Below are 14312 nucleotides of genomic sequence, written 5' to 3'. Positions count from 1 at the left end.
AGTCAGCTCACCTTGGCGAGGGCATCGGCCAGTCCGGTGGTGGAACGGGCGGGGTGGTAGGGGACGGTGAGGCACCGACCGCCCCACTTCTCCACGAGGTCGGCCTCCGGGAGGCGGGCGCCCTTGTAGTCACCGCCCTTGACCCAGATGTCCGGGCGAAGCCGTTCCAGGGCCGCTTCCGGGGTGTCTTCATCGAAGATCATCACGGCGTCCACGCATTCCATGGCCAGCAGCAGTTCGGCCCTGTCCTGCTGGCCGATGATGGGACGCTCCGGCCCCTTGAGCCGGCGTACCGAATCATCGGAGTTGAGGCAGACGATCAGGCAGTCCCCCAGCTCGCGGGCGGCCGCAAGGGACCGGACATGGCCGGCATGCAGGAGGTCGAAGCAACCGCCGGTGGCCACCACCTTGCCGCCGTTGTCCCGCACCACGCGGGCCAGCAGCAGCGGTTCGCTGATGCGGCGCTTGCCGCCAACCGGGGTGGGGGGCCTCAGCGGACCGGCAGTGGCGGCACCGGCGCCCGCGCCGGAAGCAGCCTCTGCCTCGCGGCCTGTCCCGGGGCCTGTTTCGGGGTCCGCTTCGGAGTCGGGAAAGGCAGATACTCCCCCGTTGGCCAGGAAGTCGGCGGCATCATGGACTGCGAGCCTGGCGGCCTCCCCGAGCTCCCTGCCGGCAAGGAGGTGGACGGCCAGGCTGGCAGCGAGCCGGTCACCCGCACCGCAGGGATCGCCCGCTTCCACCCGGGGCGCCGGGACGGCATCCGGGGAAGTCCGGCCCTCCCGCAGCAGCACCGCGCCCTGTTCACCCTTGGTCACCAGCACGGCACGGCTTTGCCAGTGCTCCAGCAGGATCCGGCCGGCCTGGACGGCCTCATCCTGCGGCTCCTGCGCCGGCGGATCCCCGGCCACGCCGTGAACGTCCCGGCCAGCGCCGGCGGACGCCGCGGCCTGCCCGCCGCCGCGTTCCCCGGCGAGCGCCTGCGCCGCCTTGCTCGCTTCGGCGAGGTTGGGGGTCACTACGGCAACGCCCGGTACGGGGGCCGCGCCGGCGGGATGCGGGTCCCAGATGATGGGGATGGTCCCGGCCAGCCGGGCCAGGAGGTCCCGCAGCTGCGGATTCGCCGCCAGGCCCCTGCCGTAATCGGCCACGATGATCACTCCGGCCTTCTCGACGGCGCGGAGCATGGCCGGCGTGACGTCCGGAATGGGGGCCTTCCCGCAGCCCTGGTCGAAACGGACCACCGGGTGGGATCCGGCCCTGACCCGGGTCTTGACGGGCGAGGCGTGGCCGCTGGGACCTGAGACCAGCCGCACTCCGGCGAGGTGCTGTTCCAGCTGCCGCCCGGCGTCGTCATCGCCCAGGACCGTCACCAGCGTCACGGGCCAGCCGTCCTGGGCGAGCATCCGGGCTACCAGGCCCGCACCGCCGGCACGCCGCTTCACCCCGGAAACATCCACCACGGGCACGGGCGCATCGGGGCTGAGCCGGGTGGCGTCACCGGACAGGTCCACATCCAGCATCACGTCACCCACCACCACGATCCTCATGGCCGGCCTCCCCGCAATGACAGGCCTGCGTCGGGGGCGCTGCGCCGTCCCACTTCCAGGTCGAACGCACGGCACATCGCGTGCAGGGCGATGAGGTGTCCTTCCTGGGCGTTGGCGTTGAGGGCGTCGATCATCACGGCTTCATCGCAGGCGTCGGCCAGGGGGTTGGGCCCGACGCCGGTCAGCGCCCAGGTGGTGATGTTCAGCTTTGCGGCAACCTCCGCCGCCCGCAGCAGGTTGGGGCTCTTGCCGCTCGTTGACAGCAGCATCAGCACGTCGCCGGACCGGCCGTGCGCGCGCACCTGCCGCGCGAAGACGTCATCGAAGCCGTAATCGTTGGCGATGGCCGTGACGGCGGACGACTCAGCGTGCAGCGAGATCGCGGAGAACGGGACGCGTTCGCCGTCGAACCTGCCCACCAGCTCGGCAGTCAGGTGCTGCGCCTCCGCCGCCGAGCCGCCGTTCCCGGCTGCGAGCAGCCGCTGCCCGCGCAGCAGGCGCTGGGCAAGCTCCACTCCCCAGGCCGCAAGGCGGCTGGACTGGCTGCGCAGCGAATCCAGCGCCGGCAGCACATTGTCCAGGTGCGTCAGCACGATGTCCGAGCTGGCCGGGTCCACAAAGCCGGAACCCGGCAGGACCGCGGGGAGGGCCGGCGTGGCGGCCAAAGTGCGCAGGTCGGTTTCACGAAGGGACCATTCGGCAGTCACAGTGCCGCTCCTTCCATCGGGACAACGCCGGCAGGGGCCCCCGCCACAGCCTGCTGGTAGGCCTTTTCGGTTTCGGCAGCCACCCGGTCCCACGAGTACCTGGTCCGGGCCCGCAGCCTGCCCGCGTTTCCGAGCTCTGCCCGCAGTGTGGGGTTATCCAGCAGCGTGGCCAGGGCGGACGCGATGGCCTCGGGGTCGCGCGGCGGCACGTGCAGCCCGGTCCCGTGGTCCACCACGGTGTCACGGAGGCCGCCCACGGCCGCAGCCACCACGGGGACGCCGCAGGCCATGGCTTCCAGCGGAACGATGCCGAAGGGCTCGTACCAGGGGGCGCACACCACGGCATCGGCACTGCGGAAAATCCCCGGCATCGCCTCCCGCGGCACCTGGCCCTGCAGCCTCACCTGGTCCGAGACGCCCAATTCGGCGGCAAGGTCCATCAGGCGGCGCACCTCGGGATCGGCCTCGAGCGCCCCGGAGTCCCCGCCGCCGCCCACGATCAGGAGCTCGACGTCGTCGAATCCTGCCTCGCGGAGGTACGGCAGCGCCCTGATCACCAAATCCACGCCCTTGCGCGGCACCAGGCGGCCTACCGAGAGGATGCGGTGCCGGCGCGCCCGCGCATCCACGGGACCCTCGGCGGAGAAGAAGCCCAGGTCCACGCCGCAGGGGGCGATGGAGATCTTGGCGGTGCTGATACCCATGGCCTTGAGCTCGAACACCTCGTCCGAGCAGGTGGCAATGATCCGGTCCGCGGAGCGTCCCACACCCGGTTCAAGCCAGCGGCGTTCCTGCGGGCTGGTGTCCTCCGCGCCCTGGTGCCGCCGTTTGACCGTGCCAAGGGCGTGGAAGGTCTGGATGACGGGGACGCGGTACCCGGCATCGGGCCGCCTGGCTGCATCGAGGGCGGCCACGCCGGACATCCAGAAGTGGCCGTGCACCACGTCCGGCGGCCGCTGGATCCAGTCTTTGGCCACGCCGTCCGCCAGCTCGCCCATGAAGGGCAGCAGTTCGTCCTTGGGAACGTGGCGTGCCGGTCCTGCATCCACATGGACCACCTCAAGGCGGCGGCCCACCTGGACCCTGGCGGGAAGCTCCGTTGAATCCCTGCGGGTGTACACGGTGACCTGGTGGCCCCGCTTGGCAAGGGCTTCGGACAGCGCCGCGACGTGCACGTTCTGCCCGCCAGCGTCCACTCCGCCAAGTGCCGCCAATGGGCTGGCGTGCTCGGAAATCATCGAGATTCTCATGGGGTCTTCCTCTCCCGCGCCGGAACGAGGATCCGCTCGTCCAGGGGTTCGTTGTGGCGGTGGCCGGACTTGCTGCCGAGGTCCGCCAGGATCTCGTCCCAGCGGTGGTGGAACTTACCCAGGCCGTAGCGTTCCAGTGCCGCCTCGCGGGCGGCGGCTCCCCGCCGTCGTGCTTCCTCCGGATTGGCCACCAGCCGCCGCGCGCAGCGGAGCAGTTCGTCGATGTCGGCGGAGACGGCGCCGGCTTCCGGCGGCACCGCGCGGGGCGCTTCGGTGGTGGCCAGGGCAACCACCGGCATGCCCAGGTGCATGGCCTCCAGGAGGGACAGTCCCAGGGAGGTCCAGCGCATGGGGTGGATGTACACGCGGCACTTGGCCAGTTCACGGTGCAGTTCCAGGGTCTTCAGGTCGCCCCGCGGGGTCAGGCGTGACTCCGCGATCCCGGTGGCGGCGGCCAGGCCCTCGGTCTGCATGCCGAAGACCTGCAGCGGCGCCACTGAAGCGAAGGCGGGGAACAGGTCCGTTCCGGTGACGCGGCCGCGGCGGATGGGTTCATTCACCACCACCCCCAATTCGGGCAGTTCCCCCGTGTAGAGCTGTCCGGGGTCCGGGATTCCGTGCTCCACCACCAGGCTGGGTGCCGAGCCGTTGTCCCAGGCCAGCCTGTTGAAGTGCGTCACGTGGACCAGGGGGATGCTGGTCTGGTCCGCGAGCGGGTGGCTGGTATTGGGGAAATTTCCCTTGGGGGTGTTGTGCTCCACATACACGGCAGGAAGGTCCGCGCCTGGCCGCCGGCCCAGCAGCCGGGCAACTTCGTCGAGTTCTTGCGGGCGTTGGAGGACGACGGCGTCAACCTCCGCCGCGTCCAGCGAGGCGAGGTCCACCTCCCGCACAGACGCAGGCCAGTCCCTGCCTGCACGGCCAAGCCCCCAGGGTCCGCCCCCTGGCAGGACAGGAAGGAGGTACTCGTGACGGCCGCGCACAAAGGCGTCCGTCCAGGAACCGTGGACATGCCAGAGCAGGATTTTCATCTGTTACGGGCCTTTCTACGGGTGCTGACGTGGGTACTGAAGGAGCTCACTCCGCCCATCAGGCGCTCCACCGCCGCCACCACGTCCTCGGGGGACACGGAGTCCAGGCAGGGGTGGCCCGGAACCGGGCAGACGCGGGCGCGGGTCATCCGGCAGGCTGCGTTCTGGTCCCCGAGGAGTTCCAGCGGGACCCCGTACGGTGCCCAGCGGATGGCGGGCACCACCGGCGAAAAGAGGCAGGCAACGGGCGTGCCCACGGCCGCCGCGAGGTGTGCGGGACCGGTGTTGCCGGTGACCACCGCCTCGGCCCCGGCCATGACGCCGGCCAGGGTGTGCAGGTCCGTCCGGCCCCCGAGGTCCAGCGCCGAGGGCCCTGCCACCGTTGCGGTCAGCGATGTTTCCCCGGGACCGCCCGTCACCACCACGCGGTGCCCCGCACCTTGGAGGAGTTCGACGGCGGCCGCGTGGTGGAGCGGCGGCCAGGCCCGTGCGGGAACGGCCGCGCCGGGGTGGACCACCACATACGGCTCCTGGCCCACCAGGTCCCGGACATCCGGCACGGACGCCACGTGGAGCTTGCCGTCGTCGCTGGCCGGGAGCCTGAAGCCTGCGGCCTCGGCGATGCCAAGCGCGCGTTCCGCCTCGGGCTGGTCCTCGGGGAAGTCCTCCCCCGGCTTGAGCCGGACGTCCAGGAGGGAGCCCGCATAGTCGGTGGACGCGCCGGTGATGCGCTCAACGCCGGCCAGCCGCAGCAGCAGCGCCAGCGGCAGGGGGGACTGGTGGAAGGACGTGAGGATCACGGCTTCAGTGATCCTGGAGTTCCGGACATATTCGATCAGCCTGTCGGCGTGCGGCCCGGTCATTTTGGGGGCCGGGTTCATGATCCACGGGCTGTCCCAGCTGTAGACCTCCGCGGCTCCCGGCAGCACGCCTGCCGCAGCCTCCCCCTGCCTGCCGCACAGCAGGACCACGTGGTTGGGCTTGCTGCCGTCCGGGATCCTGCCGTTGGCAACGGCCCTGACTGCAGGACCGGCCAGCAGGACGTCTCCCATGCTGTCCAGGCGCGCCACCAGGACGCGGCCCATTACCGCCCCTCCTGCAGCAGGAGCACGGCCCCTGCCAGGTCCTGGGCCACCAGGCGGGCTTCAGCCACTTCTTCGGCAAGGGTCACCGGCGTAGGGACCAGCACCCCGGTGGCGCCCGCCGCTTCGGCGGCCCGGACGTCAGCGCCGATGTCACCGATCAGTGCAGCCTCGGATTCCCCGATGCCGAGCCTCCGGCATGCACTGTGGACCATGCCGGGCGCCGGCTTCCGGCAGAGGCAGCCGTCCTGCTCGGCATGGGGACAGACTTCCCACACGTCAAAGGGGCCCAGCAGTTCGTCCACCCTGGCATTCACACTGGCCACGTCGGCGGCAGTGATCATGCCGCGGGCGATGCCTGACTGGTTGCTGACCACGCCGGTGGCAATGCCTTCGGACCGCAGGGCGTCCAGCACGGCTTTGGCGCCTGGCATTGGCCGGACAAGGTCGGGGTTCCCGTTGTAGGGGACATCGACCACCAGGGTCCCGTCCCGGTCGAACAGGACAGCCCTGAGCTTGGAGGTTACGGAGCTTCCCATACCCTCCCTGTTCCCCCCTGCTGCTGCTCCTAAACAGGGCCGTTCGGTTTTCTCACCTTCCGGACCGCGCCCACGCAATCCGCCTGAACAGGCAAGATAGCGCGGCAGCGCCTACTGATGCCCGTTCCGGCACTGGCTTGCGGCCGTGTGCGGCAGTTCTCGGGAGTGGGCTGGAAGGTCACCTGTTCCCGGCCCTGGCGCTGCCCCTGCGCGTGGCATTCTTGCCGGCCGGGGCCTGGTTCCCCTGCCCGCACACTGCCTGCAGGGTCCTGCCGGATCCTGTTGCCACCCCTGCTTGCCGCCCGGCATTTGCCGGTGCTTCATCCGATGAGCCCGCAAGCGAGCTGCCTTCAAGCCGGCGCTGGAGCTCCACCAGGACTTTCGCAAGGCGCCGTGAAACCTGCATCTGGGACATGCCAAGCCGCTTCCCCAGCTGCACCTGGGTCTCTTCACAGAAGTAGCGGCGGTACAGGAGTTCCCGGTCCGCGGTATCCAGGTCCTGGATGGCGTCACGCAGGCAGGCCAGCTCCTCCAGCCGTTCCAGCGGCGTCTCTGGACATGCCAGCACCTCGCCGATGGACGGCGCGTCCGAATGCGGGTTGACGGCGTCGAGCGAGTCGGGGTGCATGCTGCTGGACGCCGAGATGGCCTCCTGCACTGCGGCGGGATCCTCATCGAGCACCCCTGCCAGTTCGGCCACGCTGGGGTTCCGTCCCAGCGATTGGGTCAGCTCCGGCTCGGCCCGGAACATCCGGGTGCGCAAGTCCTGGATGTGCCTGGGCGGCCTGACCACCCAGGTACGGTCGCGAAGGTACCGCTTCAGCTCCCCGGTAATGGTGGGAGCCGCGTAGGCGGGGAAACTCTCGCCCTTGGTCTGGTCAAAGCCGCGGGCCGCCTTGACCAGGCCAAGGTAGGCCACCTGGTTCAGGTCGGCGCGTTCGCGCCCGCGGGCCTCGAACCTGGCGGCCAGGGCCTCGGCGAGGTCCAGGTAGCCGAGGACCAGGTCGTTTTCAAAGGTCTGGCGCAGCCGCCCGGCCCGGGCGCTGGCAGGGCTGTCCCTTGGGAGTTCTGGCTGCTGCTGGTGGACAGGAGTAGCATCCACGGCAAGTGCGGAAAAGTATTCTGGCATTGTCGTTGGTTCCCTCGGTCGGGGTCCGAAAGCCTGCGGCAAGACTTAGAAGTAGGAAATCATAAGCCTGCTTATAAAACAATCCTTCCCGGTTATAGGCTCGGTGTGTAAGCGGTACTGACCGGCCACGCCAAGGAGCCCTGCCATGCACATCGCCATCACCGGAGCCAGCGGTAACGCGGGAACGGCACTGTTGCGCAGGCTGCAGGCCCGCCTGTCCGAAAAGCCGGGAAGCCTGACGTTGACGGGGATCAGCAGGCGCCGCCCGGACACCAGCCGGGCGCCCTATTCAGGCGTTGAGTGGCACACGCTGGACGTGGGCCTGGAAAGCGACCGGCCCCTGCTGGACGCGGCGCTGGCAGGAGTGGACGCCGTGGTCCACCTGGCGTGGCAGATCCAGCCCAACCGGGACCTCGAGCAGCTGTACCGGACCAACGTCACCGGCACCAGGAACGTCCTGTCGGCGGCCGGGAGGGCGGGCGTGAAACAGGTGGTCTGCGCGTCATCCGTGGGCGCCTACAGCAAGGCTCCCAAGGACCGGCGGACCGACGAATCGTGGCCCGCCCGCGGCATGCCGGGCTCACACTACAGCCGGCACAAGGCGGAGCAGGAAGAAGCCCTGGACGCATTCATGGCAGCGCATCCGGGCGTCCCGGTGGCCAGGCTCCGCCCGGCCCTGATCTTCCAGCGCGACGCCGGAAGCGAGATCGGAAGGTATTTCCTGGGGCCACTCATACCAAGGCTCCTGCCGGGGAGGCTGCGGATACCACTCCTGCCGGCCCCCGAGGACCTGATCTTCCAGGCGGTCCATGCGGACGATGTGGCTGATGCCTATTGGCGCGTTATTGACCGGCGAGCCTCCGGAGCCTTCAATGTCGCAGCAGAACCCGTCCTGACACCGCAGGAACTCGCCCGCATCCTGGGCGCCCGACGGATCCTGCCTATCCCCATGGGACTGCTCCACAAGATCGTTGGCGCGGCATGGAGGCTGCGGCTCCAGCCCACGGATTCGGGATGGATTGAGATGGCAGCCGGTGCCCCCATCATGGATACCAGCCGGGCACGGCGGATTCTTGGCTGGGAGCCAAAGTTCTCATCCACCGAGGCCGTCGCCGAGGTGCTGGCGGGCATGGGAACGGGGGAAGGAATCACTCCCTCCCCCGTCCTGAAACCAAGGTAGATCCTGCCGCGCGCGGACTAGATGCCGGGGCGGGGATTCTCCCTGTCCCCGTGGCCGCCGCCGGCAGGATTGGTGCCCTCATTACGCCGCTCATCCCGGTCGACGTCGCCACGGGCTCCGTCACCGGCAGCCGGGCCTCCTGCAGTGCCAGTCCCACCGGCCATGGCGCCCTCACCGCCGGCGCCCTCCCGGTGGGCGTGGCGCCCGTCGTCAAGGTCCGCACGGCCGGCGTCGTCACGGTCGGCGTGGCTGGCCGTGCCGGCGTTGGCCTGGCCGGCGCCGTCGCGGTTGGTACGGTCCCGGCGGCCGCCCGTGCCATCTGCGGCCGGTGCGACGTCCGGGTCAAGCTCGTCCGCCTTGCGGGTCCGCTCATTCACGTCGTCACGGAGCGACTTGGCCTCCGCCACCTGCTGGTCTGCCTGCTGGCGCAACCGCGCCGCATCCACCTGGGCCTGCTCCGCATCCGCCCTGGCCCGTGTTGCCTTCGCTTCCCGTTCACGGGCGTCGAGCTCCCGGACTTCGGCCTCGCGGCGGATCTCAGCGGCTTTTTCCCGGTGTGCGTCGTCCCGCTTTTGCTGCATCGCCTTCCGGCGCCGCCCGCTGGCCAGCACCAGCAGCACAATCAGGACCACCACAACGATGGCAACCAACACCCAAACCCATGGAGCTGTTTCCAAACTACCCACCACTTTCCACTTCGATGTGCCCGGCAGGCCCACGCCTTCCGGCTGACTCTTTCGGAACCTTTTGCAACTCGCTTAGCAAGGGTACTTACCTTTTATTAGTAATCATGCTTATTATTTTACGGCCAGTATTGCTGGTTCTTGATCAACAACCGGCCTTCTTGGAAAGAGAGAGCGAAGATGACAGAGAACCAATGGCCCCAGGATCCCGCCTACACGGCTCCGCCGGCCTCTACAGGAATTCCGGGTGAGCGCACCGCCGCCACCTTCCCATCCGCCGCCACTCCCCAGTACGGCGAAGGCCAGGCCGCTTCCGCCTCGGGGACATCCACCAAGGATGCGGCCAAGGAAGAAGCAGCAGACGTAGCCCGCACAGCGAAGGGTTCCGCCCAGAACGTTGCCCAGACGGCCAAGGAGGAAGCCGCCCACGTGGCCTCCGAGGCGAAGTCCAGTGCACAGGATCTGTTGCACCAGGCGAAGTCGGGCCTGACCAGCCAGGCCGGGACCCAGCAGCAGAAGGCCGCGGAGGGCATCCGGACCATCTCCAGCCAGCTGCACAGCATGGCGGACGCACCGGACCAGCAGGGCGTGGCAAGCGACCTGATCCGGCAGGCAGCCAGCAGCACCGAAACCGTAGCCTCCTGGCTTGAGAACAGGGAGCCCGGCGACCTGCTCGGCGAAGTCCAGAAGTTCGCCCGCAACCGCCCCGGCACGTTCCTGCTGATCGCCGCCGGCGCCGGTGTCCTGGCAGGACGCCTCACCCGCGGCCTCACCGCCGGCACCACCGATTCCCCCACCGGCACCAGCACTGCCGGCCTTGCGGGCCAGTACTCCGGCACCGGGTACTCCGCCACCCCTTACGGGGACCAGTACACCGAGTCCTACGCCCCGGCGGGCGGAACAGTGCCGCCTCCCCCGGTCCAGCTTCCGGGACCGGCCACCACCACGGCAGGGTACGACGGCGGCACTCCCGGCAGCAGCTACGGGGAGCCAACGCGTCCGGCGAGCGCCCTGGACAGCCCGCAGCTGGTTGAAGAACCGTGGTCCGGAAACCGCGTTGCGGACGATCCGCTGGGCAACCGCGATCTTGCCGACGATCCCATGGCAAGCGACCCCCTTACCCGGGACCGCTCCAGGGACGGCCAGTCTGGCGGGCTGTGATGAGTAGTTCTATTCCGGAGATGCCGCCGAGTGCGGCGCACCAGAAGGCTGATAACGCCTCGCTGGGTGAGCTGCTCGGGGACGTGACCCGCGACCTGTCCACGCTGATGCGCCAGGAAGTGGAGCTCGCCAAGGCCGAACTGAAACAATCCGCCACCAAGGCCGGGAAGGGCTCGGGCATGCTCGGCGGGGCAGGGGTGGCCGGGCACTTCGTGCTCGTCTTCCTGTCCCTGGCCCTGATGTTCGCCCTCGGCGCCCTGATGCCCCTGGGCTGGGCCGCCGTGATCGTCGCCGTGATCTGGGGCATCATCGCCGCAGTCCTGGCCTCGATGGGGCGCAAGGAACTCAAACAGATCAAGGGCCTGCCCCAGACAGGCGAGACACTCTCTGAAATTCCCCCAACCCTAAAACCAGGTGAGGTAAACCGATGAGCGATAACCCGGACGCAATCCGATCAGACATAGAAGCCACCCGCGCACGCCTGGGCACCAACGTTGACGCCGTGGCGGACAAAGTCACCCCGTCCAACATCGTCCACCGCCAAACCGACAAAGTAAAAGACGCGGTCACCGGCGTGAAGGAGAAAATCATGGGAGCAGCAGACCACACCACCACCCGGGCCGCGGACACGATGCACACCGGCGCCGGGCACACCACCGACGCCCTGCACTCCACCGGAGACACCCTGCACGGGGCCAAAGACACCGCCGCGGCCAAACTCAGCGACGCCGGCACCGCGATCTCCAACACCCCGGACCAGGTCAAAGCCAAAACCCAGGGCAACCCCCTCGCCGCCGGCCTGATCGCCTTCGGCGCCGGAATGCTCATCTCCTCCCTGATCCCGGCCAGCCAAAAGGAACGCGAAGCGGCCCAGCAGCTCAAAACTGCCGCCGAACCCCTCGCCACCCAGGTCACCGACGCCGCCAAGGACATGGTCCAGGACCTCAAGGAACCGGCCCAGGAAGCCATGGAAAACGTCAAGGCCACCGCCACCGACGCCGCCCAAAACGTCAAAACCGAAGGCCAGCACGCCGCCACCGACGTCAAAGACCGCGCCGCAGACGCTGCAGGCCACGTCAAAACCACAGGCCAGAACACCTAGGCCACTACCTGACTGGCCCTTTGCACCCGCAGGGCAATAGGCGCACCGCAAGGCACATAAGCATCACTGACAGGCCGGCCCCGCCCATCGCGGAGCCGGCCTGTCAGGTTCAGGCCCAATCGAGAGGACACCCCATGGCCACTCACGACTCTTCCGAAACCAGCACCGCCAAGGCGGGTCAGGCACCGGATCCAAACGACTCCAGGAAGCCGGACAGCCCCAAGGAATTGGACAAGCCAAACTGGAAATACATCGCCAGGAAGACGCTGCGCGAGTTCAGCAAGGACCAGTGCCCTGACCTGGCCGCAGCACTGACCTATTACGCGGTCCTGTCGCTGTTCCCGGCCATCCTGGCACTTGTGTCCCTCATCGGGCTCTTCGGCGACCCGCAGAAGACCACCGACGCGCTCCTGCAGATTGTCAGTGGGTTTGTCCCGGCCGAGACCGTCAGCACGGTAGGCGGGGTGGTGCAGGACCTGGCGAACGCCCCGGCGGCAGGATTCACCCTGGTCATCGGCCTCGCCACTGCGCTGTGGTCCGCATCCGGGTACGTGGGCGCTTTTGGGCGGGCCATGAACCGGGTCTACGAGGTGGATGAAGGCCGGGCGTTCGTCAAGCTCCGCGGGACCATGCTGGTGGTCACGCTCCTGGCTGTGGTTATTGTTGCCATCCTGGCCGGCATGCTGGTCCTCAGCGGCCCCGTGGCGGAGGCAGTTGGTGGCCTGATCGGGCTCAGTGGCGTTTTCCTCACCATCTGGAATATCGCCAAGTGGCCGGTCATGATCGCGCTCATCATCGTGATCATTGCGGTCCTCTACTACGCAACCCCCAACGTCAAGCAGCCCAAGTTCAAGTGGATGAGCATGGGCTCGGGCATCGCACTGTTCGTCTTCCTGCTGGCCTCCCTTGGCTTCGGGTTCTACGTGGGCAACTTCGGCAACTACAACAAGACCTACGGCGCCCTGGGTGGCGTCATCGTCATGCTGCTGTGGCTCTGGATCCTGAACATGTCGCTGCTGTTCGGCGCCGAGTTCGACGCCGAGATGGAGCGGGGGCGCCAGCTGCAGGCCGGCATCAAGGCGGAGGAAACCATCCAGCTGCCCCCGCGGGACACCAAGAAGAGCGAGAAGCTGCAGAAGCAGGAAGAGGAAGACATCAAGCACGGCCGCGAGCTGCGCGAGAAGTACAGCGCCGAAAACGGCCAGGACGATGCTTCCGACGGGAATGAAGGCCAAGGCCACGACGGCGGCACGACGGGTGCCCCAACGGAACCGCACCGCGAGCGGGTGCGGGACAAGGTCCGTGACCGTGCCAAGGGCGGAGAAACGACGCAGGGGAACCAGTAGCGCGCGGGGGCTTGGCCGGACCGCTCCCGGCGCACTTCTCCGGGGGCTAGGCAGGACCTCCAAGATGGGGGAAAATTGGTTATGGAGGTCCTGTAGAGGCTTCCCGGGTTTAGCAAGGTGGCCCGGGAGCAGGCGGGGCCGGCGGCGAGATGGCCTCTTCTGAGACCGAGGCCAGTCCCCCCAGTCGCCGTCGGCCCCCTCGATCTGGCTTATGTGCGTGTGGCGGACCGGCAATCTGGGCGCAACTGGACAAAGCGGGCCGCACTGCAATACTTTCAAGATTACTCAGCCGGTTCTTTCGGGGGCCGGCTGGACCGCTGAAGAAGATACGGCGGCATCACAGTCGACCCTGAATGAGCGGACATGCCTGCTACCCATTTTGAACAGTTCCTTGCCGAAGCAGTTGTCCCGGACAGGGAGCCGGGGCTTGGCCTCGGACGCGACGAGCTCTACGGGCTCTACACCAGCTGGTGCCTCCTCCACAAAGCCCAGCTCCAGCCTCCCGAAGCTCTGTGGGCGGCATTGCTGGACCAGGGCATCAACCCGGACAGCAACAACCTTTCCATGACCGGACCCGCCGCAGCGGATTACATCGTGGCGAGCGCGCCGGACCTGGTCTAACCTCAGGACCTGGGCCCACCAGACCCAGGCCTCCGACCCCCGTGGCCGCGCCGGCGATTGCAGAAAAGGCACTGTTGAAGCGTCCTGCCGCTGGTTAATATGAAGGCATGACCGGGGGCGTGGGCGCCTCCGGCACCAGCCGAAGGGATTACGCCATGGGTTTGGATGACAAGATCGACAACGCCGCTGAAAAGCTTGCAGGCAAGGCCAAGGAAGCCTCAGGGAGGGCATCGGATGATCCCGGACTTGAGGCGGAAGGCAAGATGGATCAGAGCAAGGCCGACCTAAAGCAGGCCGGCGAAAAGGTCAAGGACGCTTTCAAGAAGGACTAGTCCTCCTAAAAAAGGGGCTGCTGCGAATCCGCGGCAGCCCCTTTTCGCGCGTTCCAGCCAACATACCTAAACGAACCGGAAGCTTGTGAGCTACCCCTTGGACGGCTCCGTGACCGAGGCGCTGGAGGCCATTGTTTCAGCGTTCACCATCCAGGCAAGCTGCTCAAAGCGCTCAATGGCCGCGTGGAGCAGGTCCGCGCTGGTGGGGTCTTCCTCGTCAACCTCGTCGTGGACGTCGCGCATGGTCTGGACCGTCCGTTCCAGCCGTGCGGTGATCAGCTTGACGGTGTCTTTCGTGGACGTCAGCCCCTCCGGGAACGCCTCCAGGCGGGTGTCCGCAGAGACCGTGCTGCTTCGCCCGTCAGGGAGGGCGTGCAGGGCGCGTATCCGCTCCGCCGCCTGGTCCGCGAAGAGCCGGGCAGCAGCAATAATCTCGTCAAGCTGCAGGTGCAGGTCGCGGAAGTTCGTGCCGACAACGTTCCAGTGGGCTTGCTTTCCCTGCAGGTGCAGCTCGATGAGATCGGTAAGCACCGTCTGCAGGTTGCCGGCCAGGGTGGGTGAGGCTTTCATCAGGTTCCTCCGCTGCTGCTCTGTGTCGGGCC

The 14312-nt window shown here is 68.0% G+C and carries 16 protein-coding genes; 7 read left to right on the top strand and 9 right to left on the bottom strand.

The window, feature by feature from the left end:
* Positions 1–2: 2 nt before the first annotated feature.
* The 7 genes from KTR40_RS02310 to KTR40_RS02280 all read right to left on the bottom strand — a co-directional run bounded on the left by KTR40_RS02310 (position 3) and on the right by KTR40_RS02280 (position 7285).
* Complete coding sequence (locus tag KTR40_RS02310; protein WP_228405165.1) at positions 3–1547, bottom strand: PfkB family carbohydrate kinase; 1545 nt, start codon at positions 1545–1547, stop codon at positions 3–5.
* On the bottom strand, positions 1544–2254 hold the full coding sequence (locus KTR40_RS02305; RefSeq protein ID WP_228405164.1) for an SIS domain-containing protein: 711 nt from the start codon (positions 2252–2254) through the stop codon (positions 1544–1546). The genes KTR40_RS02310 and KTR40_RS02305 overlap by 4 nt, the downstream gene beginning before the upstream one ends.
* Positions 2251–3504, bottom strand: coding sequence for a glycosyltransferase (locus KTR40_RS02300; RefSeq protein ID WP_139027669.1), 1254 nt, complete (start codon positions 3502–3504; stop codon positions 2251–2253). The genes KTR40_RS02305 and KTR40_RS02300 overlap by 4 nt, the downstream gene beginning before the upstream one ends.
* On the bottom strand, positions 3501–4535 hold the full coding sequence (locus KTR40_RS02295; protein ID WP_228405163.1) for a glycosyltransferase: 1035 nt from the start codon (positions 4533–4535) through the stop codon (positions 3501–3503). Before KTR40_RS02295 ends, KTR40_RS02300 begins: the two co-directional genes overlap by 4 nt.
* On the bottom strand, positions 4532–5620 hold the full coding sequence (locus KTR40_RS02290) for a glycosyltransferase family 9 protein (protein WP_228405162.1): 1089 nt from the start codon (positions 5618–5620) through the stop codon (positions 4532–4534). Before KTR40_RS02290 ends, KTR40_RS02295 begins: the two co-directional genes overlap by 4 nt.
* The gene (locus KTR40_RS02285; RefSeq protein ID WP_228405161.1) at positions 5620–6156 is read right to left on the bottom strand and encodes an HAD-IIIA family hydrolase; all 537 of its coding nucleotides are present in this window, start codon (positions 6154–6156) and stop codon (positions 5620–5622) included. The genes KTR40_RS02290 and KTR40_RS02285 overlap by 1 nt, the downstream gene beginning before the upstream one ends.
* Before the next feature lie 178 nt (positions 6157–6334).
* Complete coding sequence (locus KTR40_RS02280) at positions 6335–7285, bottom strand: sigma-70 family RNA polymerase sigma factor (protein WP_139027665.1); 951 nt, start codon at positions 7283–7285, stop codon at positions 6335–6337.
* A 145-nt stretch (positions 7286–7430) separates the two neighbouring features.
* Here KTR40_RS02280 and KTR40_RS02275 point away from each other — a divergent pair, with 145 nt between their 5' ends.
* The gene (locus KTR40_RS02275) at positions 7431–8465 is read left to right on the top strand and encodes an NAD-dependent epimerase/dehydratase family protein (RefSeq protein ID WP_228405160.1); all 1035 of its coding nucleotides are present in this window, start codon (positions 7431–7433) and stop codon (positions 8463–8465) included.
* Positions 8466–8482: 17 nt separating this feature from the next.
* On the opposite strand, the gene KTR40_RS02270 is transcribed toward KTR40_RS02275, so the two are convergent.
* Positions 8483–9115: a hypothetical protein gene (locus KTR40_RS02270; protein WP_228405159.1), complete on the bottom strand. Its 633-nt coding sequence runs from the start codon at positions 9113–9115 to the stop codon at positions 8483–8485.
* 213 nt (positions 9116–9328) lie between these two features.
* Here KTR40_RS02270 and KTR40_RS02265 point away from each other — a divergent pair, with 213 nt between their 5' ends.
* The 6 genes from KTR40_RS02265 (at position 9329) to KTR40_RS02240 (ending at position 13710) form a co-directional block, all read left to right on the top strand.
* Positions 9329–10309 (top strand): hypothetical protein, encoded by a 981-nt coding sequence (locus KTR40_RS02265; protein WP_228405158.1) that lies wholly within the window; start codon positions 9329–9331, stop codon positions 10307–10309.
* Positions 10309–10740: a phage holin family protein gene (locus KTR40_RS02260; protein ID WP_228405157.1), complete on the top strand. Its 432-nt coding sequence runs from the start codon at positions 10309–10311 to the stop codon at positions 10738–10740. The genes KTR40_RS02265 and KTR40_RS02260 overlap by 1 nt, the downstream gene beginning before the upstream one ends.
* Complete coding sequence (locus KTR40_RS02255) at positions 10737–11411, top strand: DUF3618 domain-containing protein (RefSeq protein ID WP_228405156.1); 675 nt, start codon at positions 10737–10739, stop codon at positions 11409–11411. The genes KTR40_RS02260 and KTR40_RS02255 overlap by 4 nt, the downstream gene beginning before the upstream one ends.
* A gap of 134 nt (positions 11412–11545) precedes the next feature.
* Positions 11546–12757 (top strand): YihY/virulence factor BrkB family protein, encoded by a 1212-nt coding sequence (locus tag KTR40_RS02250; protein WP_139027661.1) that lies wholly within the window; start codon positions 11546–11548, stop codon positions 12755–12757.
* Positions 12758–13120: 363 nt separating this feature from the next.
* The gene (locus KTR40_RS02245) at positions 13121–13378 is read left to right on the top strand and encodes a hypothetical protein (RefSeq protein WP_139027660.1); all 258 of its coding nucleotides are present in this window, start codon (positions 13121–13123) and stop codon (positions 13376–13378) included.
* A 155-nt stretch (positions 13379–13533) separates the two neighbouring features.
* Positions 13534–13710 carry a CsbD family protein gene (locus KTR40_RS02240; RefSeq protein ID WP_139027662.1) on the top strand — a complete coding sequence of 59 codons (177 nt, stop codon included), beginning with the start codon at positions 13534–13536 and terminating at the stop codon, positions 13708–13710.
* 90 nt (positions 13711–13800) lie between these two features.
* Here KTR40_RS02240 and KTR40_RS02235 read toward each other — a convergent pair whose 3' ends face one another.
* Positions 13801–14280 carry a Dps family protein gene (locus KTR40_RS02235; RefSeq protein WP_228405155.1) on the bottom strand — a complete coding sequence of 160 codons (480 nt, stop codon included), beginning with the start codon at positions 14278–14280 and terminating at the stop codon, positions 13801–13803.
* Positions 14281–14312 lie beyond the last annotated feature (32 nt).

Source organism: Pseudarthrobacter sp. L1SW (assembly GCF_020809045.1).
GTDB lineage: Bacteria > Actinomycetota > Actinomycetes > Actinomycetales > Micrococcaceae > Arthrobacter.
The sequence above is the reverse complement of the archived record's forward strand: the minus strand, read 5'-3'. Positions and strand labels throughout refer to the sequence as shown.

Bases quoted from the DNA above. Each gene is read 5' to 3' on its own strand.
- KTR40_RS02310 (WP_228405165.1), bottom strand. From the start codon at position 1,547: ATGAGGATCGTGGTGGTGGGTGACGTGATGCTGGATGTGGACCTGTCC.
- KTR40_RS02300 (WP_139027669.1), bottom strand. From the start codon at position 3,504: ATGAGAATCTCGATGATTTCCGAGCACGCCAGCCCATTGGCGGCACTT.
- KTR40_RS02295 (WP_228405163.1), bottom strand. From the start codon at position 4,535: ATGAAAATCCTGCTCTGGCATGTCCACGGTTCCTGGACGGACGCCTTT.
- KTR40_RS02290 (WP_228405162.1), bottom strand. From the start codon at position 5,620: ATGGGCCGCGTCCTGGTGGCGCGCCTGGACAGCATGGGAGACGTCCTG.
- KTR40_RS02285 (WP_228405161.1), bottom strand. From the start codon at position 6,156: ATGGGAAGCTCCGTAACCTCCAAGCTCAGGGCTGTCCTGTTCGACCGG.
- KTR40_RS02280 (WP_139027665.1), bottom strand. From the start codon at position 7,285: ATGCCAGAATACTTTTCCGCACTTGCCGTGGATGCTACTCCTGTCCAC.
- KTR40_RS02275 (WP_228405160.1), top strand. From the start codon at position 7,431: ATGCACATCGCCATCACCGGAGCCAGCGGTAACGCGGGAACGGCACTG.
- KTR40_RS02265 (WP_228405158.1), top strand. From the start codon at position 9,329: ATGACAGAGAACCAATGGCCCCAGGATCCCGCCTACACGGCTCCGCCG.
- KTR40_RS02260 (WP_228405157.1), top strand. From the start codon at position 10,309: ATGAGTAGTTCTATTCCGGAGATGCCGCCGAGTGCGGCGCACCAGAAG.
- KTR40_RS02255 (WP_228405156.1), top strand. From the start codon at position 10,737: ATGAGCGATAACCCGGACGCAATCCGATCAGACATAGAAGCCACCCGC.
- KTR40_RS02250 (WP_139027661.1), top strand. From the start codon at position 11,546: ATGGCCACTCACGACTCTTCCGAAACCAGCACCGCCAAGGCGGGTCAG.
- KTR40_RS02245 (WP_139027660.1), top strand. From the start codon at position 13,121: ATGCCTGCTACCCATTTTGAACAGTTCCTTGCCGAAGCAGTTGTCCCG.
- KTR40_RS02240 (WP_139027662.1), top strand. From the start codon at position 13,534: ATGGGTTTGGATGACAAGATCGACAACGCCGCTGAAAAGCTTGCAGGC.
- KTR40_RS02235 (WP_228405155.1), bottom strand. From the start codon at position 14,280: ATGAAAGCCTCACCCACCCTGGCCGGCAACCTGCAGACGGTGCTTACC.